31 protein-coding genes, 1 tRNA gene and 1 pseudogene are annotated in these 25,393 nt (G+C 60.0%); 21 read left to right on the forward strand and 12 right to left on the reverse strand.

Features of this window, described 5'->3' with window-relative positions; all coding sequences use genetic code 11:
• Positions 1-60 precede the first annotated feature (60 nt).
• The 12 genes and pseudogenes from AC0V6U_RS14300 (at position 61) to AC0V6U_RS14355 (ending at position 8,024) form a co-directional block, all read left to right on the forward strand.
• Positions 61-471: an SUF system Fe-S cluster assembly regulator gene (locus tag AC0V6U_RS14300; protein WP_472643805.1), complete on the forward strand. Its 411-nt coding sequence runs from the start codon at positions 61-63 to the stop codon at positions 469-471.
• Positions 468-1,979 carry a Fe-S cluster assembly protein SufB gene (gene sufB / locus AC0V6U_RS14305; protein ID WP_472643806.1) on the forward strand — a complete coding sequence of 504 codons (1,512 nt, stop codon included), beginning with the start codon at positions 468-470 and terminating at the stop codon, positions 1,977-1,979. The genes AC0V6U_RS14300 and sufB overlap by 4 nt, the downstream gene beginning before the upstream one ends.
• 142 nt (positions 1,980-2,121) lie before the next feature.
• Positions 2,122-2,559, forward strand: coding sequence for a hypothetical protein (locus AC0V6U_RS14310; protein ID WP_472643807.1), 438 nt, complete (start codon positions 2,122-2,124; stop codon positions 2,557-2,559).
• Positions 2,556-2,678 (forward strand): hypothetical protein, encoded by a 123-nt coding sequence (locus tag AC0V6U_RS14315; RefSeq protein WP_472643808.1) that lies wholly within the window; start codon positions 2,556-2,558, stop codon positions 2,676-2,678. The genes AC0V6U_RS14310 and AC0V6U_RS14315 overlap by 4 nt, the downstream gene beginning before the upstream one ends.
• Complete coding sequence (locus tag AC0V6U_RS14320) at positions 2,675-3,367, forward strand: hypothetical protein (protein ID WP_472643809.1); 693 nt, start codon at positions 2,675-2,677, stop codon at positions 3,365-3,367. The genes AC0V6U_RS14315 and AC0V6U_RS14320 overlap by 4 nt, the downstream gene beginning before the upstream one ends.
• On the forward strand, positions 3,364-3,873 hold the full coding sequence (locus AC0V6U_RS14325) for a DUF559 domain-containing protein (protein WP_472643811.1): 510 nt from the start codon (positions 3,364-3,366) through the stop codon (positions 3,871-3,873). Before AC0V6U_RS14320 ends, AC0V6U_RS14325 begins: the two co-directional genes overlap by 4 nt.
• Positions 3,874-3,915: 42 nt before the next feature.
• Positions 3,916-4,692 carry a Fe-S cluster assembly ATPase SufC gene (gene sufC / locus AC0V6U_RS14330; protein ID WP_472643812.1) on the forward strand — a complete coding sequence of 259 codons (777 nt, stop codon included), beginning with the start codon at positions 3,916-3,918 and terminating at the stop codon, positions 4,690-4,692.
• Positions 4,689-5,447 (forward strand): SufD family Fe-S cluster assembly protein, encoded by a 759-nt coding sequence (locus AC0V6U_RS14335; protein ID WP_472643813.1) that lies wholly within the window; start codon positions 4,689-4,691, stop codon positions 5,445-5,447. The genes sufC and AC0V6U_RS14335 overlap by 4 nt, the downstream gene beginning before the upstream one ends.
• Positions 5,444-6,689, forward strand: a pseudogene (locus AC0V6U_RS14340) (aminotransferase class V-fold PLP-dependent enzyme). The gene AC0V6U_RS14335 and the pseudogene AC0V6U_RS14340 overlap by 4 nt, the downstream one beginning before the upstream one ends.
• Entirely contained in the window at positions 6,686-7,198 is a 513-nt protein-coding gene (locus AC0V6U_RS14345; RefSeq protein ID WP_472643815.1) for an SUF system Fe-S cluster assembly protein, read from the forward strand. The pseudogene AC0V6U_RS14340 and the gene AC0V6U_RS14345 overlap by 4 nt, the downstream one beginning before the upstream one ends.
• Positions 7,198-7,560, forward strand: a complete 363-nt coding sequence (locus AC0V6U_RS14350; protein WP_472643816.1) for a HesB/IscA family protein — start codon at positions 7,198-7,200, stop codon at positions 7,558-7,560. Before AC0V6U_RS14345 ends, AC0V6U_RS14350 begins: the two co-directional genes overlap by 1 nt.
• 50 nt (positions 7,561-7,610) lie before the next feature.
• Positions 7,611-8,024: a hypothetical protein gene (locus AC0V6U_RS14355; RefSeq protein ID WP_472643817.1), complete on the forward strand. Its 414-nt coding sequence runs from the start codon at positions 7,611-7,613 to the stop codon at positions 8,022-8,024.
• A 2-nt stretch (positions 8,025-8,026) separates the two neighbouring features.
• Here AC0V6U_RS14355 and AC0V6U_RS14360 read toward each other — a convergent pair whose 3' ends face one another.
• The 3 genes from AC0V6U_RS14360 to AC0V6U_RS14370 form a co-directional block, all read right to left on the reverse strand.
• Complete coding sequence (locus AC0V6U_RS14360; RefSeq protein ID WP_472643818.1) at positions 8,027-8,968, reverse strand: hypothetical protein; 942 nt, start codon at positions 8,966-8,968, stop codon at positions 8,027-8,029.
• 96 nt (positions 8,969-9,064) lie between these two features.
• Positions 9,065-9,493, reverse strand: coding sequence for a hypothetical protein (locus tag AC0V6U_RS14365; RefSeq protein WP_472643819.1), 429 nt, complete (start codon positions 9,491-9,493; stop codon positions 9,065-9,067).
• Positions 9,486-10,214 (reverse strand): EI24 domain-containing protein, encoded by a 729-nt coding sequence (locus tag AC0V6U_RS14370; protein ID WP_486169506.1) that lies wholly within the window; start codon positions 10,212-10,214, stop codon positions 9,486-9,488. Before AC0V6U_RS14370 ends, AC0V6U_RS14365 begins: the two co-directional genes overlap by 8 nt.
• Positions 10,215-10,355: 141 nt before the next feature.
• Between AC0V6U_RS14370 and AC0V6U_RS14375 the strand changes: the two genes are divergently transcribed.
• Positions 10,356-11,360, forward strand: a complete 1,005-nt coding sequence (locus AC0V6U_RS14375; RefSeq protein ID WP_472643821.1) for an adenosine kinase — start codon at positions 10,356-10,358, stop codon at positions 11,358-11,360.
• A gap of 452 nt (positions 11,361-11,812) precedes the next feature.
• Here the strand turns inward: AC0V6U_RS14375 and AC0V6U_RS14380 are convergent, their stop codons facing one another.
• Complete coding sequence (locus AC0V6U_RS14380) at positions 11,813-12,208, reverse strand: hypothetical protein (protein ID WP_472643822.1); 396 nt, start codon at positions 12,206-12,208, stop codon at positions 11,813-11,815.
• A gap of 184 nt (positions 12,209-12,392) precedes the next feature.
• On the opposite strand from AC0V6U_RS14380, the gene AC0V6U_RS14385 reads away from it, so the two are divergent.
• Positions 12,393-13,238, forward strand: coding sequence for a hypothetical protein (locus AC0V6U_RS14385; protein WP_472643823.1), 846 nt, complete (start codon positions 12,393-12,395; stop codon positions 13,236-13,238).
• Positions 13,239-13,403: 165 nt separating this feature from the next.
• On the opposite strand, the gene purD is transcribed toward AC0V6U_RS14385, so the two are convergent.
• Positions 13,404-14,693 carry a phosphoribosylamine--glycine ligase gene (gene purD / locus AC0V6U_RS14390; protein WP_472643824.1) on the reverse strand — a complete coding sequence of 430 codons (1,290 nt, stop codon included), beginning with the start codon at positions 14,691-14,693 and terminating at the stop codon, positions 13,404-13,406.
• Here purD and xseA point away from each other — a divergent pair.
• From xseA to AC0V6U_RS14410, 4 genes are read left to right on the forward strand one after another with little or no spacing between them, the layout of a single operon-like run.
• Positions 14,692-16,203 (forward strand): exodeoxyribonuclease VII large subunit, encoded by a 1,512-nt coding sequence (gene xseA / locus AC0V6U_RS14395; protein WP_472643825.1) that lies wholly within the window; start codon positions 14,692-14,694, stop codon positions 16,201-16,203. The genes purD and xseA overlap by 2 nt on opposite strands.
• A gap of 23 nt (positions 16,204-16,226) precedes the next feature.
• Positions 16,227-16,430 carry a DUF2093 domain-containing protein gene (locus tag AC0V6U_RS14400; protein ID WP_472643826.1) on the forward strand — a complete coding sequence of 68 codons (204 nt, stop codon included), beginning with the start codon at positions 16,227-16,229 and terminating at the stop codon, positions 16,428-16,430.
• A complete protein-coding gene (locus tag AC0V6U_RS14405; protein ID WP_472643827.1) occupies positions 16,427-17,401 on the forward strand; it encodes a M23 family metallopeptidase in 975 nt (324 codons plus the stop codon). The genes AC0V6U_RS14400 and AC0V6U_RS14405 overlap by 4 nt, the downstream gene beginning before the upstream one ends.
• 32 nt (positions 17,402-17,433) lie before the next feature.
• Positions 17,434-18,489: an esterase-like activity of phytase family protein gene (locus tag AC0V6U_RS14410; RefSeq protein ID WP_472643828.1), complete on the forward strand. Its 1,056-nt coding sequence runs from the start codon at positions 17,434-17,436 to the stop codon at positions 18,487-18,489.
• An 85-nt stretch (positions 18,490-18,574) separates the two neighbouring features.
• Here the strand turns inward: AC0V6U_RS14410 and rpmB are convergent, their stop codons facing one another.
• Complete coding sequence (rpmB, locus tag AC0V6U_RS14415; protein ID WP_472640163.1) at positions 18,575-18,865, reverse strand: 50S ribosomal protein L28; 291 nt, start codon at positions 18,863-18,865, stop codon at positions 18,575-18,577.
• A 151-nt stretch (positions 18,866-19,016) separates the two neighbouring features.
• Between rpmB and AC0V6U_RS14420 the strand changes: the two genes are divergently transcribed.
• The 3 genes from AC0V6U_RS14420 to AC0V6U_RS14430 all read left to right on the forward strand — a co-directional run bounded on the left by AC0V6U_RS14420 (position 19,017) and on the right by AC0V6U_RS14430 (position 20,256).
• Entirely contained in the window at positions 19,017-19,472 is a 456-nt protein-coding gene (locus AC0V6U_RS14420) for a nucleoside deaminase (RefSeq protein WP_472643829.1), read from the forward strand.
• A gap of 43 nt (positions 19,473-19,515) precedes the next feature.
• Positions 19,516-19,610, forward strand: a tRNA-OTHER gene (locus AC0V6U_RS14425).
• A 175-nt stretch (positions 19,611-19,785) separates the two neighbouring features.
• On the forward strand, positions 19,786-20,256 hold the full coding sequence (locus AC0V6U_RS14430; protein WP_472643830.1) for a hypothetical protein: 471 nt from the start codon (positions 19,786-19,788) through the stop codon (positions 20,254-20,256).
• A 38-nt stretch (positions 20,257-20,294) separates the two neighbouring features.
• Here AC0V6U_RS14430 and AC0V6U_RS14435 read toward each other — a convergent pair whose 3' ends face one another.
• The 6 genes from AC0V6U_RS14435 to AC0V6U_RS14460 form a co-directional block, all read right to left on the reverse strand.
• A complete protein-coding gene (locus tag AC0V6U_RS14435) occupies positions 20,295-20,804 on the reverse strand; it encodes a SixA phosphatase family protein (protein WP_472643831.1) in 510 nt (169 codons plus the stop codon).
• A 27-nt stretch (positions 20,805-20,831) separates the two neighbouring features.
• Positions 20,832-21,542 carry a ribonuclease T2 family protein gene (locus AC0V6U_RS14440; protein ID WP_486169507.1) on the reverse strand — a complete coding sequence of 237 codons (711 nt, stop codon included), beginning with the start codon at positions 21,540-21,542 and terminating at the stop codon, positions 20,832-20,834.
• Entirely contained in the window at positions 21,526-21,972 is a 447-nt protein-coding gene (locus AC0V6U_RS14445) for a hypothetical protein (protein WP_472643833.1), read from the reverse strand. Before AC0V6U_RS14445 ends, AC0V6U_RS14440 begins: the two co-directional genes overlap by 17 nt.
• A gap of 13 nt (positions 21,973-21,985) precedes the next feature.
• Positions 21,986-22,846, reverse strand: a complete 861-nt coding sequence (gene nadC, locus AC0V6U_RS14450; RefSeq protein ID WP_472643834.1) for a carboxylating nicotinate-nucleotide diphosphorylase — start codon at positions 22,844-22,846, stop codon at positions 21,986-21,988.
• Positions 22,847-23,138: 292 nt separating this feature from the next.
• The gene (locus AC0V6U_RS14455; RefSeq protein ID WP_472643835.1) at positions 23,139-23,936 is read right to left on the reverse strand and encodes a LytR/AlgR family response regulator transcription factor; all 798 of its coding nucleotides are present in this window, start codon (positions 23,934-23,936) and stop codon (positions 23,139-23,141) included.
• Positions 23,933-25,192 (reverse strand): sensor histidine kinase, encoded by a 1,260-nt coding sequence (locus AC0V6U_RS14460; protein WP_472643836.1) that lies wholly within the window; start codon positions 25,190-25,192, stop codon positions 23,933-23,935. The genes AC0V6U_RS14455 and AC0V6U_RS14460 overlap by 4 nt, the downstream gene beginning before the upstream one ends.
• Positions 25,193-25,393 lie beyond the last annotated feature (201 nt).

The raw sequence follows: 25,393 nt of genomic DNA on the forward strand, positions 1-25,393 counted from the left end.
AACGAATCTGTCCGATTAAGAGTTTTGGCTGTGTCATCACTCTGTAAAACGTAGCGAGCCATGCGCCTTTCAAACCTTGCCGATTATGCCGTGATTATCATGCGCCAAGCCGCCAGCCATTGCGGCGATGGGCGCGTGAGCGCGGCTGAGCTGGCCAAGGAAACCGGCCTGCCCGTCCCCACGGTTCAGCGGCTCGTATCAAAGCTGACGGGTGCGCAATTGCTGCGTTCGGTCCGCGGCGCGCATGGCGGATTGCAATTGGCGCGCCCGGCCGCCGCAATCAGCGTGGCCGATATCATCGAAGCGGTGGAAGGGCCGATCGCCCTCACCGCCTGTATTGATTCCAACGATTGCGACTTTGAGGCCGCTTGCGAAATGAAACCGCATTGGCCGATCATCAACACCGCATTGCGCGGCGCCTTGGCGGATATCCCGCTGACGCAGCTGGTGCATGCAGAGGAACTGGCATGAGCGATAATCTCGATATTCAGGAAAACCCACTGTCCGACGCGCCTGAAATGGACGCCGAGGCCAAAGAGGCAGCGGCCAATGCGGCGGAATATGAGCATGGCTGGTCGGCGGAAATCGACACTGAGTTTGCCGAAAAAGGCCTCACCGAGGATACGGTGCGGTTCATTTCGGGCAAAAAGGGTGAGCCGGAATGGATGCTCGATTGGCGTCTGAAGGCGTTCCGGATGTGGGAGCAGATGGAAGAGCCGGAGTGGGCCAAGGTTGGCTATCCGAAAATCGACTATCAAGACGCCTATTATTACGCCGCGCCGACGAAGAAGGTTGAGCTCGATTCGCTCGATGACCTCGATCCCGATATCAAGGCGGTCTACGATAAGCTCGGCATTCCGCTGGGCGAGCAAGAAGTGCTGGCCGGGGTCAAAGGCGCGAAAAAGGTCGCGGTCGATGCGGTGTTTGACAGCGTCAGCGTTGCGACCACTTTCCGCGAAGAGCTGAAGAAGGCGGGCGTTATCTTCCTGTCGATTTCCGAGGCGATCAAGGAATATCCAGAGCTGGTCAAAAAATGGCTCGGCAAGGTCGTGCCTCAGCGCGACAATTACTTCGCGACGCTCAATTGCGCGGTCTTTTCCGATGGCACATTTGTCTATGTGCCAGAGGGCGTGCGCTGCCCGATGGAGCTCAGCACCTATTTCCGCATCAATGCGGAGAACACCGGCCAGTTTGAGCGGACGCTGATCATCGCTGAAAAGGGCTCTTACGTCTCCTATCTCGAAGGCTGCACCGCGCCGATGCGCGACGAGAACCAGCTACACGCCGCCGTGGTCGAATTGGTCGCCATGGAAGATGCCGAGATCAAATATTCGACCGTGCAAAACTGGTACCCCGGCAACAGCGAAGGCGTGGGCGGGATCTACAATTTCGTCACCAAGCGCGGGCTGTGCCAAGGCGACCGCTCCAAAATCAGCTGGACGCAGGTGGAAACCGGCTCTGCCGTGACGTGGAAATATCCATCCTGCGTGCTCAATGGCGAAGACAGCGTGGGCGAGTTTTACTCGGTCGCCGTCACCAACAATTTCCAGCAGGCCGATACCGGTACGAAGATGATCCATAATGGCAAGGGCTCGCGCTCAACCATCATCTCCAAAGGTATTTCGGCGGGCAAGTCGAACAACACCTATCGCGGCCTTGTGCGGGTTGGCCCGAACGCCGACGGCGTGCGCAATTTCACGCAGTGCGACAGCCTGCTGCTCGGCGATGAATGCGGCGCGCACACGGTGCCCTATATCGAGGTGAAGAACCCCGGCGCTCAGATCGAGCACGAGGCGACCACCAGCAAGATCAGCGAAGAGCAGATGTTCTACGCGCAGCAACGCGGGCTGGACGAGGAAGAGGCCGTGGCCTTGATCGTCAACGGCTTTGCGAAAGATGTGCTGAAAGAACTGCCGATGGAATTTGCGGTTGAGGCGCAGAAATTGCTGGCGATTTCCTTGGAAGGGTCGGTTGGATGATTCTGCTCAACCTCATCAACCACCGTCACCCCGGCCCCCGAGCCGGGGTCCAGCTTCTTGCTGGCGCGGCGCCCGAAGTAAGTTGGACCCCGGATCAAGTCCGGGGTGACGACAAGGCGATCTCGCTTGAGGGGAGCGTGGGGTGACTTTCAAGGAACAACCTTCAACACCCAATGGAACTTTCGTGATCGATGAAGAGCGAGATTTGAAGGCTCGGCTCACTATCGATTTCAATCAAGTGTCAAAACCCCAGATCGCGAAAATGATGGAGCTAACATCCAACGAATGGGAACTCGTCACTCCCATTGTGGGGCGCTACCACGATATGGAATTTGAGGTTGTGCAGGTCGCTGAAGACGAATGGGAGCCGCGCACGATTCTAGGCCCCGAAGCCAAAGTTGAGTTAGAATTTGGGTCGTTGATCGGCATGGTTTCGCTCAAGGGACCGGACGGTTTATACCTCGATCCTGGCGATGAAACTGACCTTCCTAAGGACATTGGGCTTATCATCTCTGAAGCAGCGCAAGCGCTGTGGGGGACGAAGCATTTCTCGATGAACTCAGGCTGGAACGCGAAATGACTGAACGCAAGAAACTCGCCCTTAAGCCTTCCGACGAAGCGATTGATCTCGAGACTCTCACCAAAATGGGCTTCGGTCAGAATATGCCCGCCCAGCACCTCCACAGGAGCGACCGGTGAGCCTCTGTTACGAAGTCGCTGTCCCACAGGGCAAATGGCCAAGCTTTGGACAGATGAATGCGGCGCTGCAGCAGCGCGGCTACCCTTTGCGTGTGCTGCTCCAAGGCGATCAAAAACTCGATGATCCGATGCAGGAATTTGACGGCTTCCTGAGCTTCCACGTCGAGTTCATGGGTGAATTTCAGGAGATGGAAGTTTACTGCCAGCCCTATGGCCCCAAATTTCCGGATCACCGGATTACTGAAGACACCAACGAACATCTCGAAGAGATCGGTTCTGAATTTCGCGTCAAAGATGGCGATCACAATATGAATGTCGGCTTTGGCCCGCGCATTCCGCAAAAATTCTTTGCTCCCTATTGCCTGCTTATGGGAACTTTGGTGTGCGATTTTGGTGGTTATGGCTATGAAGGCCAGGGCCCTTCTTTTGGGCGGATGGACTGGGCGCAGGAGCTGCTTGATAGTGCCGAGAGCACTATTGAGTACGAGCGCAAGCAGGCCGCCAGCGCTGCTGCGAAAGCACGAAAAGAGGCCGATGCCGCTTTGGTCGCACAGGCGAATGCGCAGGCCGCCGCCAAGCAGAAAAAGGGCTTTCCCCTGTGGCGCACTTTGGCTGTGATCGTGGTCATGCTGCTGCTGGCCGAATTCGTTGACAAGAACATCTACAATTTCACGGGAACGGGCGCATGACCGAACGCAAGAAACTCGCCCTTAAGCCTTCTGACGAGGCGATTGATCCTGAGACCCTCAACAAAAAGGGCCGCGGGTGGAAAATCTCGGATAAGCGCCTCGATGCGCTGCATGATCGCGCGCGCGAAATGCGGCGCTTCGCCTCGCCCGCCAACAAGGCGCTCGCTAAGCGATTTGCCGAGGCCGATATGGGCAAATACACCTTCAAACGTTTCGCCGTCGTCGGCAGCGCGATTGTCGACTTCAACTGCCACAATCTGGGAATGGCGATCATCATCGAAGAAGAAGATGACGATCTGGCGATCTCCAAGCGCCGCGACAAAAGCCTTGAGGCGGTCGGCATTCGCGTGATGCGGATCAAGGCTGAGCACATCCTGGAAAACATGGACAAGGTGCTGGAACGCATCACGATCGGCATGCGCATGCGCATTGGCGATAGGAAAGACGCCGCGCGGGCCCACCGCGAAGAGAACCCCAACCAAGATTACCCCCGCCGCCGCGATTGAGCCGAGCTGGCGACCAACCATTTTGCAAAGAGAACAATTCCAATGCTGAAGATTGAAAACCTCCACGCCGAAACCGTCGGCAAAGCGATCCTGAAGGGGCTGAGCCTCGAAATTCGCCCCGGCCAGGTGCATGCGATTATGGGCCCCAATGGCGCGGGCAAATCGACGCTCGCCAATGTGCTGGGCGGAAAGCCGGGTTACGAAGTGACCGGTGGCAGCGTCGAGTTCATGGGCCAAGACCTGCTTGATCTGGACCCGCATGAGCGCGCCGCTGCTGGCCTGTTCCTCGGCTTTCAATATCCGGTTGAAATCCCGGGTGTTTCCAACGTGCAATTCCTGCGCGAGGCGCTGAACGCTCAGCGCAAAGTGCGCGGCGAAGAGCCTTTGTCCGGCGGCGAGTTTCTGAAGCTTGCCAAGGAAAAGGCGGGCCTACTCGGCATGGATATGGACATGCTGAAGCGGCACGTGAATGTGGGCTTTTCGGGCGGTGAGAAAAAGCGCGCTGAAATGGTGCAAATGGGCATTCTCGCCCCGTCGTTAGCGGTGCTGGACGAGACCGATAGCGGCCTCGACATTGATGCGCTGCGCGTGGTGGGCGAGGGCATCAATGCCATCATGCGCCCACAAGGCGGCGCGGCGGATAAGGGCGTGCTGCTCATCACCCACTATCAACGTCTGCTTGACGTCGTGAAGCCTGACCTCGTTAGCGTGCTGGCCGATGGCCGGATTATCGAAACCGGCGGCCCAGAGCTTGCCCTGCGGCTTGAGAACGAAGGCTATGACGCGGTTATGGCGGAAAACCTCGGGGCGGCGGCGTGAGCGAACTGGCCACTCTTCCGACCCGGCACGATGAGGCCTGGCGCTATGCCGATATTTCGGCGGCAGAGGCGATTGGTGCTGAAGCGCTGAACACGTGGCGTGAGGTTTCCGTAGCCGCGGGCGAGACGCACCGTGAGACCTTTGTGCTGGACGGCGATGCGCCTGCGGTGACGCGGCTGCGCGTGGCGCTGGGCGAAGGGGCGCGGGCAGAGTTCTTCGCGGTCAACGCGGCAAGCGGCTCGGCCCGGCTAGAGATCGAGGTAACGCTGGCACGCGCCGCGCATTTCGAGTTTGGCGGCGTGACGATCGGCGGCGGCGACGCCACCCGCGAATTCGTGACCAAGACCGTGCATGCAGAGCCCGAAGGGACCAGCAACCAGACCGTGCGCAGCGTGCATTGGGGCACCGCTTCTGGCAATTTCCTGGGCGAGATCAACGTCGCGCGCCATGCGCAAAAGACCGATGCTGCGCAGGATTTTAAAGCACTGCTGCTGGAAAAAGGCGCGAGCGCAAACGCTGTCCCTCAGCTTGAGATCTTCGCTGATGATGTGAAATGCGCACACGGCGCAACCATGGGCCAGCTCGACGAGAGCGCACGGTATTATATGGCCGCACGCGGGATCGACCCTGATGTGGCGCAGCGGCTGTTGGTGCAGGCCTTCCTGGGCGATGCTCTGGTGGCAATGGGCGACACCGATGCTCAGGGCGAACTGCTAGATGTGGCACTGGCCGCGCTGGAGAGGAGCGCGCTGTGAACGCGCCTGCTTCTTTGACCCGCGACGCTGGCGATCTGCGCCGCGCTGACTTTCCTGGCCTGGTTGGCCGGGGCGGCGCGCCGTGGCATTATCTGGATACGGCTGCGACCTCGCAAAAGCCTCAGGCGGTGATTGATGCGATGGCCCGCGCGATGGGCGAGGATTATGCCACCGTTCACCGCGGTGTTTATGCGCGCTCTGCGGAAATGACGGCGGCCTATGAAGGCGCGCGGCGCACGATTGCGCGCTTCATTGGCGGTCAAGAAAACGAGCTGGTCTTCACGCGCGGCGCGACCGAGGCGATCAACCTTGTCGCGAACACCTGGGGCCAGGCCAATATCGGCGCTGGCGACAGGATTTTGCTCTCTCAGCTGGAGCATCATTCCAATATCGTCCCGTGGCAAATGCTGGCCGAGCGTGTCGGCGCGCATATTGACGTGTGCCCGCTGACCGATGATCACCAGATTGATCTGGACGCCGCCGAAGCCATGCTGACTGAGCGGCACAAGCTCGTCGCCTTTGGTCATGTCTCCAACGTTTTGGGCTCCGTTCTGGACGCAAGACGCGCGGCTGATCTGGCGCACAAAGTCGGCGCCAAGCTGCTGCTCGATGGCTGTCAGTCGGCCCCGCACATGCTGGTCGATGTGGCGGCGCTCAATTGCGACTTCTACGTCTTCTCCGCGCATAAGCTCTACGGCCCGACCGGAATCGGCGCGCTGTGGGCGAGGGCGGACATTCTGGACGCCATGCCCCCGTGGGAGGGCGGCGGTGCGATGATCGACCGCGTGACCTTTGAAAAGACCACCTATGCCCCTGCGCCGCAGCGGTTTGAGGCAGGCACGCTCGGCCATTACTGAGGCGATCGCCTTTGCGGCGGCGGCTGATTATGTCAGCGACGTGGGCTTGGACCAGATCCACGCGCGCGAGAGCGCTTTGGTCGCTCGGCTGCGCCAAGAACTGGGCGCGATGAATGATGTGCGCCTGTTCGGCCCTGCGGATAGCGCGGGCATCGTCAGCTTTGCGATCGATGATATTCACCCGCATGATCTTGGCACCATCCTCGACGAGGCCAATGTTGCGATCCGGGCGGGGCACCACTGCGCACAGCCCCTGATGGAGCATCTGGGTGTGCCTGCAACAGCGCGGGCCAGTTTCGCGCTTTATTCGAATGATGATGATGTTGATGCGCTGCTCGAAGGCATTGCGCGGACGCGTCGTTTGTTTTTGGGAACTTCGCAATGAACAAGCCAGAAAATGACACCGAGTTTGTCGCGGCCCCTGCGCCGAATGAAGACGTATTGGCCAACAAGCCAAAACGTGCGCGGGTGGATGATGCGATTGACCCTGATGCTGAGGCTGGGGCCGCGTCTGACGAGCCACGCAAGCGCGACTATCTAGAGGGCTTTCTGGCTCAGGCTCCCGCGACCGGCGAAGTCGGCGGCGCGGGCAGCGATCTGCAACAGGCAGTGGTCGATGCACTCAAGGAAATTTACGATCCCGAGATACCCGTCAACATCTATGACCTTGGCCTGATCTACGGCGTGGAAGTCGATGACGAAGCCGATGTGACTGTCACCATGACGCTGACAACGCCGCATTGCCCGGTTGCGGAAACCATGCCGGGTGAGGTTGAATTGCGCGCGGCCAGCGTGCCGGGCATTCGCGATGCCGAAGTTGATCTGGTATGGGATCCGCCTTGGGGCCCGGACAAGATGACGGATGAAGCGCGGCTAGAGTTAGGAATGCTGTGATGACCGATACCAAAACCAAGACGCGCAAAATCCCTGCGGCTGTCACCCTGACCAAGGGCGCAGAGGCGCGCGTGGCCGAACTGATGAGCAAAGCGCCGGAGGATGCGATTGGTGTAAAGCTATCGACCCCGCGTCGCGGCTGCTCTGGCCTCGCCTATTCGGTTGATTACGTGACCGAAGAGGTCGCGATGGATGAGAAGATCGAGACGCCAGGCGGCATTTTCTACATCGATGGCGCGAGCGTGCTCTATCTGGTCGGCTCAATCATGGATTGGGTCGAGGATGATTTCACCGCCGGGTTCACCTTTGAGAACCCCAATGCCAAGGGCGCTTGCGGCTGCGGCGAGAGCTTTATGGTCTAGGCTTAGCCGATTTGCTGGTCTTTTGTGTGCTAGTGTGGTAATACACCACCATGACAGGCAAGCAAAGAGATCCTAAAAAGCGCTACCAAGCTGTCATGCGCGACATTGAAAAGCGCAAACGTGAAATCAGGCGACTTGCACGCTTGCGTGAAACATTCCTCCATGTGTCACCCAGCGTTCGATCCAGCAAAATCAGGCGCGGAGAGGCTGTGGCGATTGAGAGAGTTTTGATCGCGATTGATCGTGAAATAGCGAACCTGTCCGAGAGAATTGATCGCTCAACCCAAGGGAAAGAGAGGCTGCTGCTGAAGTCTGAAGTCACGCATCTTCAGAAGTTGCGTGACAGGATCAATCTCCGTCGCCGCAAACCGCCTGAAGCGGGCATCGCTGTCCCCGCTGTGCCCCCAAGAGGGCCTGCGCCGAAGCAAGGCGGAGCTGCGGCTCCACTGGACTTTAGCGACTGAGCTTAGCCTTCTTCGCTGAGGCGTTTGATCAGCGCCTGTTCAAGCGCATCCAATTCGCCGTCTGCATCGACCATGCCTTGCAGCCAGGCGTTCTCGTTTTGGGTTACGATATTGCCTTCTGCGGCACGTTCTTCGAACTGAGAATTTGAACCCTTTTTGCCGAACACTTTGCCAAAATTGTTGGCGACGTCCGGCGCTGACTGCGCCATTCTGCCCATGAAGCGGCCGACATTCGCCTTGTTGTCGGCGATGAACGCCTCCAGCTCTTTGGCGCGTTCGTGGCTGATCTGAGCATGGGCGAGGTGGAAGCCCTTGAGATAGTTCGCGATGCCATCGACGAACAGATCGGCCCATTCTGGCGCATTCGCATCGTCCTTGGTCGCGTCTTTCAGGCGGAACAGCATCTCTGCGTCAAACCGAGTGACGGCCGCTGTGCCGTGGCCGCCGCTGGCAAAGATCAGGCGGCGCAGGATCTTGCATTCCGCAGCGCTGATATGTGTATCCGACAATTCGCCGCCATCGCGGGTAGGGCCAGTGCCGGTCAGCACTTCGTTTTCAACCTGCTTCAGCGCGTAATGCTTGAGCGTGTCTGGCACGTTTTGCGCGCGCTCAACGATGCGAACGATCGCTTCGAGCTCGGCCATGCTGTCGACTTTGCCGTCATGGTCGATCTGAGAAATCAGCCATTTGGCTTCGTCTTCATCGCACATCAGGCGCGGGTCGGTGCCATTGAGGACAAATTCGCCAATCGCCTCGACGAAGAAGTCGGTCCATTCCGCGCTCGGGTTCTCGACCACATTGTTGATCGCGAAAATCGCTTCGGCTTCTGCGCGGTGGATGATGCCATCGCCCCAGCCAAGCTGGCGCAAGGAGAGCAATTCCTCGGCAGAGATGTGCCCGTCTTCACTGGCACGGCGGGCGAGATCGGCAAATTGGGTTGTCATGGCGTGTCAAAGTCCCTTCGCAATTGCGCGAAGTCTTACCGCAAAAGTGCTTAAAGTCGGGTTACCATAGTGTGCTGCGCCGAAGCTGAGGGGCCCTTAGCGGCGCGCCAGATCACGCACGCAGCTCGCCTCATCCACGCTGGTGCCGCCCTCGGGGTTGCGCGCCTCGACATAAGTCGCGGTCGGCGACTGTCCTGGTTCGAGCGGATAGAGGAAGACGTCGAGCACGCATCCTTCGCCTGCGAATTGTAGCTTGCGCGCGTCCCCTTCGACCAAGTCAATGCGGGCATCGCCAAAGCTGGCGGTGAGCTGTTCTGCCCGCGCGCCGATCACGCCGCCCAGTTTGCCCGCGTTCTGCACTGTAGGTGGTCTGAACCCGCCGCCCGCTGGCAAGTCTTCGCCGCGTACCGTTGTGGTCATCGGCCCGGTGCGGGTGACGCCCGGGGTGTGCTTGGCCCCGCCGCTGGAAGTGCTGGCGCAGGCGCCAAGCAGCAAGGTTGCCGCAAGCCCAAGCTCTTTACGCATCAACGGCATCCCTTTGATTGAAGCTTGAGCGGCCGCGCGCATGGTGAGTCAAATGCGTTCCCGCAGCGGCGCCGAGGATTGGGGCAAGCAGATTTGCAAAAGGCACCAGCATCAATCCCGCAATCACACCGCCCAGCGCCAATCGCTGAAACGCGCCCACCGGAGTGCCGGTATCATCCGGCTGGCGGTGCCGAAGCCACGCCATATCAGTGAGTTCGCGCCCCAATAGCACCGCGTTGACGATTAGGAAAACCAAGGCGGGACCGATGGCTGTGAACAACAGGATGATCGCGATGGGTAGGGCGAGCAGGTTGAAGCCCAAGGCCCGGCCAATCCCGCGCAGACTGTTGCTGAGGTCTTCGCGAAACGGCAGGTCTCGGGCGGTGTTGGCGGCATCTGGATAGTGGCGCTGCTCCACCGCGCGCACGATCTCATCAGCGAAGAATTGCAGCACGGCGAGGGCGACGACACGGAACAGCAACCAGCCCATCAGCAAAGTGATCACCACCGTCACGCCCGCTGTGATCGTGCCGGTGTAGTCCTCGCTGTTGTAGGGCGCGATCCAGCGCTCCACCATGGCTTCAATCGCGAACCACATGCTGGTCCCAAGTACAGCGAAGATTGCCAAGGTGATGAGCAGCGATTTTGCGAGCACTTTGAGCACGGCGCGGTCGGTTAGCTGCGCAAATCCCTTCGCCAATGCCGTGATCACTGCTCCCATATCGCCATCGTTGCGAGATGCGCCCCTGCAAGTCAAACTCGGGCTTGGTGCAATCCCTTATGCGGTAACACTTGGCCTGCGCCCTCAAGCGGGCTAGGCGCTGCGGCGCAATTCAGACTTTTAGCCAAACAGGACTTTGCTGTGCCAGAACCCGTAAACGAGCCGCGCTATGATGTGATCGCCATTGGCAATGCCTTGGTCGATGTGATCGCCGCTTGCGAAGACGATTTGATCGAAGAGCTTGATCTTAATCGCGGCGGTATGATGCTGCTCGACGAACCCCGCGCGGAAGAGCTGTACAAGGCGATGCCGCCAGCGCGCGAGATGTCTGGCGGGTCAGCGGCGAACACACTGGCGGGCCTTTCAACGTTGGGCATGCAATGCGCGTTCATCGGCCAGGTCGCAGAAGATCAGCTGGGCAAGGTGTTTCGCCATGATATGCGCGCGACAGGCATCGATTTTGATACGCCCGCGCGCAGCAGCGAGCCTGCAACCGGGCGCTGCCTCATCTTCGTAACGCCTGATGGCGAGCGCACGATGAACACCTTCCTTGGCGCGGGCCAATTCTTGCCTGCCGCCGCCCTCGATGAAGAGCTGATTACGAGCGGCTCGATCCTCTATCTTGAAGGCTATCTATGGGATCCAGAGGAGCCGCGCCGCGCCATGCGCCGTGCCATCGAGCTTGCGCGCGCAGCGGGCCGCAAGATCGCCTTTACTGCGAGTGAGAGCTTTGTAATCGATCGCCACGGCGACGACTTCAGGGCGATGATTGACGCTGGCTTGATCGACATTCTGTTCGTCAACGAAAGCGAGCTGGCGACGCTGACGGGCGAGGATGACTTTGAAGCAGGCGTTGCCGCAGTGGCTGGTAAGGTGCCGGTTCTGGTCGCAACGCGCGGAGAGCACGGCGCGATTGCCGTTGCCCATGGCGAGCGCGCCGAGGTTGCAGCCGAGCCGGTCGACAAGGTCGTCGATACCACGGGTGCTGGCGATCAGTTCGCGGCGGGCTTCCTCTCTGGCTATGCCAAGGATGAGCCGCTGGCGCGCTGCCTTAAGCGCGGCGCGATTGCAGCCGCTGAGGTGATCTCGCATTATGGCCCGCGTCTTGAAGCGGACATGAAGGCGATGATGGAAGAGCGGTTGTAGGCTGTGCGCTTAGCGGCCTACCCACCCGCTCCCTCCACCCTTCCACACTGAGTCTACCGGGATACCATCCGGGTGGAAGGGTGGAGGGCGCGGGTGGCTCGGCATTTGGTAACACGCAGGTCCATCCGGACCTGCGTCTCCTCGCTCTCACGGCCTGAAGGCCGCATCGCTGCGGGCGGCCAATGCGGCCTTGCGAACCCTGTCGGGTTCGAACTGGCTAGCTGGTGCTACCGCTAAGCTTCACTCCATTCATCGCTAATGAGGCACGTTTGGAACGGCTGGAACACAGTCTAGGGCCGAAAATGCATTCGATTAATACTGGCGCGCATGATCGGATTTATCGATCAAGCTCTGCTGGGGTCTGACGATGTGAAAGAGCGCGGGCTTCCTAGCAAAGCCGGCCCGAGTAGGAAAATTCTCCGCCGAACTGTGTGGACCCAAGAGAAAACCACTCAAATCTCCGGCCGGTAATCATCCCGCCGCAGGGTCCGCATGTGCTGCGCGATCAGCTCCACCTGCTCCGCCGTCAGATCAAAATCCATCACCTCTGGATAATTGTGAGCATTGGTCAGCCACTCAGCGAGCGTCTCATCGCTCACCCCTTCGCGATTGGCGATGGCGGCAAATGTCGGCGAGTTGGGATTGGGCGATGCGCCGGGATATTCGACCGCATGGCATCCCCCACACGCCGCCTGAGAGAACGTCAACGCCGCATCTTGTGCCTGCGCTTTCTGCTCGGGCTGTGAGGTATCAGCCGAAGCAAGCCCCCCGGTTGGAGCGGAGGTTTGACAGGCGGCGAGCGAGAGCGCGGTGAGACCAAGGGCGACAAAAGATGTGTGTTTGACCATGCCCTCCATTCAGCATGGCAGCAGCGCCGCCGCATTGATCTAGGTCAAATCGCTTCAAGTAAAAATATGGTGCCTAGAAAATATGGAGCTCATTTTTGAAAAATGAGTCATTTCAATCAATTGGGTGCGTGGTTTGACTCGCAGAATCTATTGTGATTCAAGCGATCAACCTTGGAGTGTGTAAATGACGGTTTGCGTTGCAGTAAAAGTACACGATTGTATAGTATTCGCTGCCGATAGTGCGTCTTCCCTCCTCGATGGATCGGCCGGTGATGGTCATCCTCTGATTGCCAACGTCTATGCTCATGGCAATAAAGTTTTCAATCTCAAGAAGGGTTTGCCAATTGCTGCGATGACTTGCGGCATGGGTAACATCGGTCCGATTTCTATCAGCACACTAGCAAAGGATCTTAGAGATCGCTTTTGCTCTGACGATCCTGATTGGAGCATTGATCCGCAAAATTACACAATGGAAGATGTGATCCAGAAGGCAAAACGTTTCTTTTTTGATGAGCATTACTGTGGCTTGGATCAACCTCCCCAAGGTCCTCACGAGTTTCAGTTTTGGATTGCAGGCAACGGAGCAGGTCAAACGCATGGCGAGATTTGGCGTATCAAGATAGTGGATGGCGAATGTCCTGAACCTACATGTTTAGCCTCTGAGGGCGATTTTGACATCCTTTACGACGGTCAACCTGAGGCTATCAATCGCATCGTGAATGGGTATAGTCAGTTCCTGCCCAAGGCATTGCTAGACTTGGGTTTAGAGCAGCAGAGCCTTGATTCAGTATTGAGTCATATTGAATCTGCTACGTATGCACAGCTAATTTCCCCGGCCATGCCGGTCCAAGACGCTATAGCGCTGGCTGACTACCTGGTCGAGACGACGAAGGGTTACGTGCGGTTTATGCCTGGAGCAGATACTGTAGGTGGCGATACGGATATCTGCGTTGTCACGAAGCACGAAGGCTTTAAATGGGTACGTCGAAAGCACTATTTCGATACTACACTCAATCCTGCGGAGAACTGAGATGCCAAAAAAGGAAGCCAAGGTAGTCGCAAGGCCACGGGTTGTTTTTGATCCGTCAATGCCTCGCTATGAGTACCGAGACACTGGCGGGCATTCATTGTCTGTAGATCGGCGCCGCGACGCAGGAAAAAAGGCACCGTCTGATACCCTGTCGCACCTTAAAATTCACTGAGCTTTCGCCTCCCGCTCAACCTCGCGCCAGCCAATATCCCGCCTGCAAAAGCCGCTCTCAAAATCCAAAGCATCAACCGCGCCGTAAGCGGTTTTCTGGGCCTCGGTGGCGCTCATGCCTTTGGCCGTCACGTTCAGGACGCGCCCGCCGTTTGCCACGAGCTGCCCGTCGACCATTGCGGTGCCAGCGTGGAAGACCTTGGCCGCGCCGCCATCGCGCAGCGCCTCTGCCAGGCCCAGATCGATCCGCCCGCCCTGCTCCGGCGTGCCGGGATAGCCCTTTGCCGCCATCACCACCGTCATCGCGGTCGCGGGTGAGAAGTTTGCCTCGTGTCCGGCGAGCTCGCCTTTGGCGCAGGCCAACATGATCTTGGCCAGATCGCTGGTCAGCCGCGTCATCAGCACCTGGCATTCCGGATCGCCAAAGCGGCAATTGTATTCGATCAGCTTTGGCCCCGCCTCGGTCAGCATCAGGCCCGCATAGAGCACGCCGGAATAGGGCATGCCCTCTGCGCGCATGGTCTCAACCGTGGGTTTGATGATCTCGTCCATCACGCGCGCTTGAAGCTCTGACGTCAGCACGGGCGCAGGCGAATAGGCGCCCATGCCGCCGGTGTTGGGTCCGGTGTCGCCTTCGCCCACGCGCTTGTGATCCTGAGCAGTGCCAAATGGCAGGATCGTCGTACCATCGGTGATCGCGAAGAAGCTCGCCTCTTCGCCGCGCATAAACTCCTCGATCACCACTTCTGCGCCCGCCGCGCCAAAGCGTCCGCCGAACATATCGGCCAGCGCCGCCTCGGCCTCCGCGCGTGTTTCGGCGATCACCACGCCCTTGCCCGCTGCCAGCCCGTCGGCCTTCAGCACGTACGGCGCGTCAAACCTCGCCAGAGCAGCCTCTGCCTCATCAAGCGAAGTCGTGCGGACATAGCCAGCGGTGGGGATATTCGCCCGGTCGCACAGCTCCTTGGTAAAACCCTTGCTGCCTTCCAGCTGAGCAGCGGCGGCAGAGGGGCCGAACACGGCGGTGCCGCCTTCGCGCAGGCTATCGGCCAGGCCGTCCACTAGCGGGGCCTCTGGCCCGATCACAACCAGATCAATCGCCTTTTCCGCGCAGAACGCCGCGACCGCCAAATGGTCGCTGGCATCAAGCGTGACGAGCTGCGCCTCCTCGCCAATGCCAGGATTGCCGGGGGCAGCGTATAGCTTTGTGCATGACGGGGATTGCGCCAGCTTCCACGCTAACGCATGTTCGCGCCCGCCCGACCCAAGTAAAAGGATATTCATGGCTTCCCCGCCGATTGATAGTGACAAACAGGCCAATCTCGTAGCGCGAGAGCGGGAGGGCGACAACGCTCAGCCGCTGTCGATCACCGAGATTTCTAGTCTGCTGAAGCGCACGGTCGAGGATCGCTTTGGCTATGTCCGGCTGCGCGGGGAAATGTCGGGGGTGAAGCGCGCGGCATCGGGCCATATGTACCTCGCCCTGAAAGACGAAAAGGCCGTGATCGACGGGGTGATGTGGCGCGGGAATACGTCGAAGCTGGCGTTTAACCCGGAAGACGGGCTGGACGTGATCGCGAGCGGCAAGCTGACGACCTATCCGGGCCGCTCAAAATATCAGATCGTGATCGACAATCTGGAGCTGGCGGGCGAGGGCGCGCTGCTGGCGCTGCTGGAAAAGACCCGCGCAAAACTGGCGGCAGAGGGCCTGTTTGCCAGCGACCGCAAACGCGCTTTGCCCTATCTGCCGCGCGTGATTGGCGTGGTGACGTCACCCACAGGCTCTGTGATCCGCGATATTCTGCACCGTCTGGCGGATCGTTTTCCCAGCCACGTGTTGGTGTGGCCGGTGCTGGTTCAAGGGCAGGGGTCTGCGGCGCAAGTCGCGGGCGCAATCCGGGGCTTTTCCGAGATGGGGCCGGGCGGGCCAACCCCGCGTCCTGATCTGCTGATTGTGGCGCGCGGCGGCGGCTCTATCGAAGACCTGTGGGGCTTTAACGAGGAAGAGGTGGTGCGCGCGGTCGCGGACTGCTCGATCCCGGTAATCTCGGCGGTCGGGCACGAGACCGATACGACGCTGGTCGATTACGCAGCGGATCGGCGCGCGCCGACGCCCACGGCTGCGGCGGAAATGGCCGTGCCAGTGCGAGCGGACCTTGCCGCGACCCTCTCTGACTTTGCCACGCGCCAACGCCGCGCGGTGCACCGTCCGGTGGAGCTGGGGCGCGAACGGCTGGAGGCGCGCGTTCAGCGCTTGCCGCTGCCAGAAAACCTGCTTCAGCCGCAGACCCAGCGGCTCGATGATTTGGCCGAACGCCTGCGGCGCGGCCTGACGATGAGCGCGGGTAAGGGGCGAGAGGCGCTGGCCGGGGTCTCTGCGCGGCTGTCACCCGCCATCTTGCGGCGCGGGGCGCAGGATGCGCGGCGCAGGCTCGATCAAGTGCGCTTGGTGCCAGCCTTGGTGGAGCAGCCAATGCAGCGAAAGCGCGAGACTTTGGATGCGCTCGCGCGGCTCGCCAGTCAATTTCACCCGGAAAAACCGCTGGAGCGCGGCTATGCGATTGTTCGCGACGCCGCCGGGCGCGCGCTGACCGGCAAAGCGCAGGCGGAGCAGGAAACGGCGCTTAAGCTTCAATTCAAGGACGGCGAGCTAGGGGTGAGCACAGGCGGTGAAGCTGACCCCTCTGCGCAGTCTGCACCGCCACCCACACCGCCGCCCGCGCCTAAGCCTGCGAAACGGCGCGCGAAACCGTCTAACCCTGAGAACGCGGCGCAAACGGATTTGTTTGATTAACGCGCCATGCTAGAGAAAAAATCATGTTGATGTCATCGGGCGATAACGCCGCAAAACTCCATTACGGCCCCTCCACCTTTCGGGTTCTGAGGCCCGGCAAACACGTGCTGTGCGCGGTCAGCGGTGAGGCCATCCCATTGGAAGAGCTGCGCTATTGGAGCGCGGATCTGCAAGAGGCGTATGCGACTTGCGAGATCTCAACCAAGCGTCTTCTGGGCGAGATATGATCGCGATGCTGGGCAATCTGCGCGGCGCCGCTCTCGCTGCGGCGCTTGGCCTGCTTGGCTGCGCCTCGGGAGAGGCGAGTACGCCGGAAAGTGCGGGCGCGGAGCCTGCCAAAGAGCAGCCTGCCTATACTGCGACCATCGAAGACGCACGGCCGCAGCCGAAACCGGCAAACGATCGGATCGGCACTGCGCCCGCTTCGGTTATGGCGAAGACCAAGCCGCAGCTCAGCTTTTCAGGCGAGCTCACCCAAGGCGGCTATATCCGCGGGCGTTTGCCGCGCGGGACGGTGTCGGCGACCTTGGGTGATCAGACGCTCAGCATTGGCGAGGGCGGCGGCAATTTCTTCGCCGCTTTCGACCGCGACAGCCCTGGCAATCTGACTTTGTCCGCGACCTTGGAGAGCGGCGAGACCGTTACTGAAAAGCTCGCCATTTCTCCGCGTGAATGGAAGATCCAGCGCGTCAATGTGGCGCGCGGTACGGGCCGATCAAGCGAGGCCTGGTGGAAAAAGCGTGAGCCGGAATGGCTGGCGATCAAGGCCGCGCGCGAGAAGGTAACCGGCGCTGAGGGGTGGAAGCAGGATTTTATCTGGCCGGTGAAGGGACGGATTTCGGGCCTCTTCGGGCGCCAGCGGATCTATCGCGGCGAGCCGGGCTCTTACCACTCCGGGATCGATATCGCGCCGGGCAATGGCGTGCCGTTTGTCTCCCCCGCCGATGGCGTCGTGGTGCTGGCGCGCACCGGATTTAGCCTGGAGGGCGGCCTCATCATCATCGATCACGGCGCGGGGCTCAACAGCGCGTTTCTGCACGCTTCCAAGATCGCCGTACGCGAGGGGCAAGCGGTCAAGCAAGGCGAATATATCGGCAATGTCGGCGCCACCGGCCGCGCGACGGGCCCGCATTTGCACTGGGGCCTGAAATGGCATGACACGCGCCTCGACCCGCTGCTGTTTACCGGCCCACAGTAAAGCGGCTCAAACGGCAAGGACATCCAGCCACAATGGGGCGCAAATTCCTGATTTTAGCGGTCGCGCTTGGCCTTGCGCCGGGCACATGGCTGCGCACCAATCTGTCGACCTCGTTCGATACGCCGATTGAAGTGATCGACATTGATCAGCGCTCTGGCGTGTCCGGGCCGCTGAGGATCACTGGCGCGTGGCAGCTCGATTCGCAAAACGCGCATTTTGGCGGCTATTCCGCGCTCATCCTGCTGGGCAATGGCGATCTGTACGCGGGCAGTGATCGCGGCCGGATCATGCATTTGCGGATGGTGGACGGTGCTCCAGCCTCGGATGGCACAGTGCTCGATTTCCCGCCCGGGCATGGCCAGGTCAGGCGCGGCATTGCCGATCTAGAGGGGTTCACCCGCGATCCGGAAACCGGCACTATCTGGGCGGCCTATGAGCATGGCAATGTGATCGAGCGGATCGCGCCCGATGGCACGATCAAGCGCACCAAACCGCCGCAAATGGCCAGCTGGTCACGCAACAGCGGGCCAGAGACTATTGTCCGGCTGGACGATGGGCGCTTTCTGGTTCTGGGAGAGGCTCCAGAGGGCGAGGGGCGCACCAATCGCCCGGGCCTGCTGTTTTCAGGCGATCCAGTCGATGGGGCCGAGGCGATCGAATTCCGCTTCTTCACGACGAGAGGCTATTCGCCGGTCGATGCCGCGCTGCTGCCGGATGGCGATGTGATCATTCTAGAGCGCCGGGTCGAATACGCCTTCCCAGCCAAGTTCTACGCCCGCCTCGTGCGCGCTGATCCTGACGAGATTGCCGAGGGCGAAGTGTGGGGCGGCGGCGTGCTGGCGACGCTTGGCCGGGCCTATTGGGGCGAGAATTTTGAGGGCATCGAGTTCGTCCCGGACCCTGCCCCTGCAGACGATGCCGAGGATGAGGGCGCAGCCCAAACCGGCTCGCTCTACCTCATCGCCGATGACAATGTCTCCGCGTTTCAGCGCACCTTGCTGCTAAAGCTGGCTTGGCCGCCAGACGAACCGCAAGGCGACGCGGGCCGCCCGCAATCGGGCGAAAGCGAATCTACCGCAAACAAATGAAAAGGCGCGCAAGGCCTTCGCCCGCACGCCTTTTTCAAAATCCGTCAAGGAAACGCAGCCGGTAAACCCGGCCCGCCTGCCAGCCTTAAGCGGCGGCTTTTTGCGCCTTGACCAATTCACGCTTCACTTTGCGTGCATTGGCAGACAGCTTGTCGTCCTTGGTCTTCAGCAGCCAATTGTCGAGCCCGCCATTGTGCTCAACCGAGCGCAGACCGTGGGTCGACACGCGGAATTTAAAGCCCCGCTCCAGCGTTTCGCTGAGCAGAGTGACGTGTTGCAGGTTCGGCAAGAACACGCGCTTTGTCTTGTTATTAGCGTGGCTAACGTTGTTGCCAGTCAAACGACCTTTGCCGGTCAGTTCGCAAATGCGCGACATGATATCTCTCGTCTGTTCACAGTGACAGGTGGCCAAGCGATTCGGCCGCCTAAAAAGTTCGGGTGTTCCCGGAAAGGCGCGCGGATAGCCTTCACAATGCGAATCGTCAAGCAAAGTTGCGCCTATTCGCCGCGCCGTATAGCGACCACCTATGACCCGCTGGCCCATTCCGCAACCGATGATGCACGCTCTAGAGGCCGCGCGCGAGGCCGCACGCGCAGGCGAGGTGCCAGTCGGCGCGGTGGTGATGCAGGGTGACACAGTGATTGCGGTGGCCGCCAATGCCACGCGCCAGCCACCCGATCCCACCGGGCACGCAGAGATCAGAGCCTTGCGCGAAGCCGCCACAAAGCTGGGGCAAGACCGGCTGGGCAAATGCGATTTGTACGTCACTCTGGAGCCATGCGCGATGTGTGCAGGCGCGATCAGCCATGCGCGGATTGCGCGGGTCTATTACGGCGCGAGCGACCCCAAAGGAGGCGCAGTGGAGCACGGCGCGCGCGTGTTTGAACATCCGCAATGTTTGCATAGGCCAGAGGTCTATTCCGGCATGGGCGAGGAAGAGGCAGCGGATCTGCTCCGCGCGTTTTTTAAGGAGCGGCGCTAGCGTTCTTGAGTGACTCTCAGTTTCGAAGTTGTAAGGCCATTTGCGAGACGTGGCAGAGTGGCTGAATGCGGGCGCCACCCGAAAGGGAGCGCTCAGGGGTCGATTGACCCCTCGCGGGTTCGAATCCCGTCGTCTCGCTAGAGCCTAAACCAGTTTTCCCCGCACGCATTCTTGTGGACCTTAACGGCTTGATCTTAAGCGCGTCACAATGATCGTTGGCCCTTTGCGATCCGGAAAATTGGCATTCCCGTTAATAAAGCTCAAACGCAGTGGCTCTAGCTTATGCCGAATTCCAACGAAGGGACATGCCAATATGCGCCACTCCATCCTCTTTGTGGCTGGTCTCGCAGGCTTGCTAGCAAGTTGCGGTTCTGAAGCCCTTGCTACCTCTGATGATATGCAGACGGTTTATGTAAGCGTGCGAGAGAATGCAGCCCAAGGGAAAATTGCGGAAGCCGCCCAGCTGACAGACGATCCTGCGACCTTCGAACGGCAAATGACGGATGCGCAAGCTCAGATGGGTGATGCGGCATTTAAGGCACTGATGGCGGAGGCTGCGAGCGATTTAGATGTGCATGAAGCCGCAAGGAGTGGCGCCTATGGGATACTTATCTTGAACGCCGATTTTAATGGTCGATCTGCGAAAGCAGCGACCTTCTTTGTCGATAGTGGCGGCCAGATGTTGGAGATGGTCCGACCGACCGGCGATGTTCCTTGTGAGCTGTATTCTATGTTCTATGCTGCCAAGGGTGAGCCTGACGCACGGCCTTCTGACTGCAGTTAGAGTCGATCTGGTGGGTCCTGTGCTCCAGTTCACAGCCCCTACTCGACCGCAAACTCCCTCACATTCCCCGCCTCATCCACCATAAACAGCGTGCCGTAATCCTGCTCGGTCAGCTCCGGCGCGGTGTTGCCGCCGAAACGCGTCACCAGGTCGCCAACGGTGTTGCTATGGCCGACCACCAGCACTGATCCATTGTGCGCCGCAACCTCAGCGATCAGCGCATCGGGATTGCGCGGATCGTACGGTGTGATTGCAATGCCGATCTGGCCCGCAAGCGGCGCGCCGGTCTCCATCGCGCGGCGCGTGCGGGTGGCGTAGACCGCGGTGATGTTTGTATCGGCCAGCATGGCGGCAAGGCGCTGAGCGTTTGTGGCTCCCTCGCTGGTGAGCGCTGGATCGTCGCCTTTCGCCTTTTGCAGATGCCTGATGATGTAAACCGCGCCTGCATCTATGTTTGATGCGCTTGCATCTAAACTGCCCGAAGGAGCAGACATGCATGCCCCCAGTGAGAGCGCCAAAAGCAAAACCATCGCGCGCAATTTAGTCATAGCTTGTCTCCGTTTTGCTGGGCACTCTTACAGCCCGCGCCAGATCTTTGCGCGCACCCCGTCCTTTGCGCCGTAGCGGCTGGATGTGCAGCGGGTCGGGCGGAAGCGTTTGTTGTAGCACAGCCGGATTTCCTCCAGCCAGCCTTGGCGGTTTAGCTTCACGCCCACTTGGCTGGCGCTCCACCCGCCATTGGCATCGGCGAACGCTTGGCGGATGCGCCCGGCGGTGAGGCCATCCTCGCGGCTGATCCGGTCATAATCGGGAATGCGCAGGCTCTCCCACAAAATGCGCGTCACCTTGAAATAGGTGTCGGGCCGTTTGGTCATGCAGCTGCCGTGTTTGGCCCATTGCCGCGCGACCAGCCGGGCGCTGGGCATCATGCACATATTGCGGCGGGTTTCTGTGGGGGTCAGGCGGCCCTGCGTCGGGCACCATTGCGGCCATGTCCGCCCGCTTTCCGGCCATAGTCCGTGGACGATCAGGCCAAAACTGCCGTTGTCGCCGCTGCATTGGGTTGAATGCGAGCGATTGTCCTGCCGCGTGCGGCAAAAGGCCGGAGACCAGCTCAGCGCCATAGTGTAGCCGGTGATCGGCAATTTGCGCGTCTGCCCATTGGGTGAGACCTGCGGCACGCTGCTGATCCGGGGCATCTGGCATTGATAGGCCTGAGCGCTGGCCTGAGCCGGGAGGAGGGCGAGCACCGCGCCTGTGCAAATGGCGCTAGTCAAATACCGCAAGATCAGGCTCCTGTGTTTGGCGAAACCAGCGATTGGCGCTTGGCGTGAACAGCATGATGAGCGCCAGCGCGATCAGGACGGGTTCGCGCAGATACATGATGTTGATGTACGGGTCAGAGAACCACAGCATGAACATTCGCGGGAAGCTTAAGAGCTTGAGCAGTGAGAACCCGGTCACGAGCCAGCGCGCCACCCGGCTGGCACGCAGATAGATCCAGGCCACCGGAATGAAAGCGATCGAGAGGATCGCGGAAAGGGCAACGATCGTCCAATCTTGCGACCATCCGGACCAGGGAAGATACAGCGCAAATATCTGCTGCTGGACCGGCAGATTGGTCAAATTCAGGACATAGGTCGATATCGCTGCGGTCAGGAAGAACGCCGCAAACAGCTTGATCGATAGCGGGCGGGGTCCTTGCGCCAGTTTCATCGACTATGCGGCCTTAAACCGGCTTGAAGTCCAGACCAATGTCCGCGGCTGGTGCGCTTTGTGTCAGGCGCCCAACAGAGACGAATTGCACGCCCGTGGCGGCCTTGGCCTTGATCGTGTCGAGGTTGATCCCGCCCGATGCCTCGCACGGTACGCGGCCATCGACCATCGCCACCGCCTCGCGCAGGGTCTCTGGCGACATATTATCCAGCAGCAGGTGATGCGCGCCCGCTTGCAGGGCCGGGCCGATCTGGTCGAGCCGGTCGACCTCGCAGATGATGTGCTCAACCCCTGCCTCCCACGCGCGGCGCACGGCTTCGCCAACAGAGCCCGCGACGGCGACATGATTGTCCTTGATCATCGCGGCATCCCACAGACCCATGCGGTGGTTGCTCGCCCCGCCCATGCGAGTGGCGTATTTTTCCAGATGGCGCAGGCCGGGAATGGTCTTGCGCGTGTCGAGCAGGGTGCAATCGGGATTGTCCATCGCGGTGACATATTCGCGGGCCATGGTGGCAATGCCCGAGAGGTGCTGGACAGTGTTGAGCGCGCTGCGCTCTGCGGTGAGGAGCCCGCGCGCATTGCCCGCTAGCCGCATAAGGTCAGTGCCAGGCTCCACCGCATCGCCATCTTGCACGAGCAGTTCGATCTCGATCTCTGGCTCCAGCGCGCGGAAAAACGCCTCGGCAATGGGTAGGCCGGCGACGACGATCGCATCGCGGCTGTCCATTACGCCAGCAAACCGCGCGTCTGCTGGGATCACGCTTTCCGAGGTGACATCGCGCCCACCGCCGATCAATCCTTCGCCCAAGTCCTCTGCCAGAGTGCTGCGGACGAATTGGTCGAGGTCGAAGCCAGGGATGGTGAACGTCATTCAATATCTCCGTTCGCCCTGAGCCTGTCGAAGGGCTGTTTTTCAACTTATGCACGAAGCTAAGAGGAAAAGCAGTGCTTCGACAAGCTCAGCACGAACGGTTTTGCAAAAAAGGGCCTTAAAACCTGTCCTTGCGATGCGTCGTGCCGAAGTCAGTCCCAAAAGCTAGGCCTAGCCGCGACCCCCGGTCCGCGACCAGCGGACCGCAAGGCCGACTGGCCGCCCGCAGGTGCACCGTAGCGAAGCGGAGGAGCTGCACCGAGGAGTTCGCCCGGATGGGCGAACACAAAACCTAATGCACAAACCGCGCCACGACATCTCGATAAGACCGGCTCACCTTCACCTCAGCGCCTGAATCCAGCACCAGGAAGCATTCGCCATTGGTGTGCGGCTTCACTTGGCGCACCTGGTCAAGGTTGACGATGGTCGAGCGGTGCACGCGCTGGAACTTGCGCGGGTCAAGGCGGCGTTCCAGATCCTTCATCGTCTCGCGCAGGATCAGCGAATTGTCGCCGGTGTAGATGCACATGTAATCGCCAGCTGCCTCGATATGTTCGATCGATTCGACCTCCACGCGGAAGATTTGTCCGCGATCCTTCACATTGATCAGCTTCTCAAACCGCTCAGACGTTTCACCAGCAGCCTCGCAGAACTCATCGGCCTTATCCGGCGCAACTTCGGCCAGCACGTCTTTGAGCTTCTCGGCCTCTTCCGCCGATTTCTTCTCTGTGATGCGTTGGCGCACCCGCTCCAGCGTATCGGCGAGTTTGTCCTCGTCGACCGGCTTCATCAGGTAATTCACCGCATTGGTTTCGAACGCGCGGATTGCGTGCTCTTCAAAGGCGGTGACGAACACGAACAGGGGCGGTTCGATTTCCATCACGCCTTTGACGACAGAAAATCCGTCGAAGCCGGGCATTTGGATGTCGAGAAACACCAGATCGGGCTTTTGCGTCTTGATTTTGCGAATGGCTTCGCGGCCGTTTGAGCAGGTGTCGATAATTTCGACATCGTCAAACGCCTCGAGCCTCAGTTGCAGGCCTTGAATGGCCAGTTTTTCATCGTCGACTAGGATTGTGCGTATGGTCATGCAGCAGGTCCAATGGCGCGTCTGGGATTAAGAGTAATCACCGACGCTGGCTGGGGGTTGGTGCCGGGGGCGGCAGAATTGGCATCCGCGGGGTCGGAGCCGGTTGCGCTTGCAGCTTGAGCATCTGGGCCAAGTGCAAATTCGTCTTCCATCTGGAAGGGGATTTCAATCGTGACGGCAAAACCGCCGCCCGGATCAGAGCGAGTCTCAAACTTATGATCCGGGCCGTACGCCTGCATCAGGCGGTTGCGAATATTAGCGAGGCCAACGCCGGTGGAGACCGGCTGGTTCGCTTTGTCTTGCTCATAATCGAGCAATTCGTGCCGCACGGGGGCATTCGCGCCGGGGCCGGTGTCTTCCACGGTGATACGCAGGCGTCCGGCCATGATCCGGGCGGCCAGCGTGATCTGCGCGCCCTCTTCCTGAGTGGAAACGGCGTATTTCACCGCGTTTTCGACCAAGGGCTGAAGCAGCATGGAGGGCAGGCGCGCATCCATCGCGTCGTCTTCGATGGCGAATTTGGTGCGCAGCCGCTCTTCAAACCGCATCCGCTCAATATCGAGATAGAGCTGCAGCGTTTCGACCTCTTGCGCTAGGGTCACCTGACTGCCGGGCTCGCTGACCAGAGTGTGGCGCAGGAAGCTGGAGAGGCGGGTGAGCATCGCATTGGCGGGCTCGGTCTGTTTGAGCAGCACCAAAGTGCTGATCGAGTTCAATGTGTTGAACAGGAAATGCGGGTTCAGCTGATAACGTAGCATCGCCAGCTGAGCGCTGGTCGCTTGTGCTTCGAGCCGCTCAAGCCGGTCGGCCTGTTCTTCAACGGTGAGGAAGTAGCTGATCGCGTAATACAGTGCGCTCCACCCGCCGAGCAGGGTCAGCGGGATGAAGGAAATACCGATAAAGCGCTGGACGAAGCTCGTCTCGTTCGCGCCGCCGATATAGAGGCTCTGCACCCAGGCATCGATCGAGGCGTGGATGATGACCGCCGCAAGCACCACCGCAGCTGTCGTTCCCCAGGTTACAATCGGTTGGCGGCCAATCAATTGGCGATAGATCACCGACAGAACGAGCGTGATGGAAAAGCCGGTAATGGTCGTGAGCAGCAGCAAGACCACCAGATCGAGCGGCTGATCATTGGCCACCGCGACGACGGTCCTCAGCAGAAAATACCCGCCCCAGCCGGAGAGCTGGAGAGTCCAGAACGCTCTGTTCTTACTGGCAAAGAACGGCGTAGGCTGAATAGGTAGCATGACCATGGCCGACCCTTGTAGACGAATTGTGCGGTGGATGGCAGCTAGTTTTGCCTGCGGGTGATCGCGTGGGCCGCACTTTCTGCCCCGGAAAACCGCCGATTGCGTAGAGAATTGAGCGGTTTGGCCTGCTTAAAGGTTAGTCAGTTAGTCGCTAGCGAGCTGTCTTGATGCGGGTGCTGCCTCAAATTTGAGCACGCCGTGAGC

The organism is Erythrobacter sp. W36 (assembly GCF_057364935.1).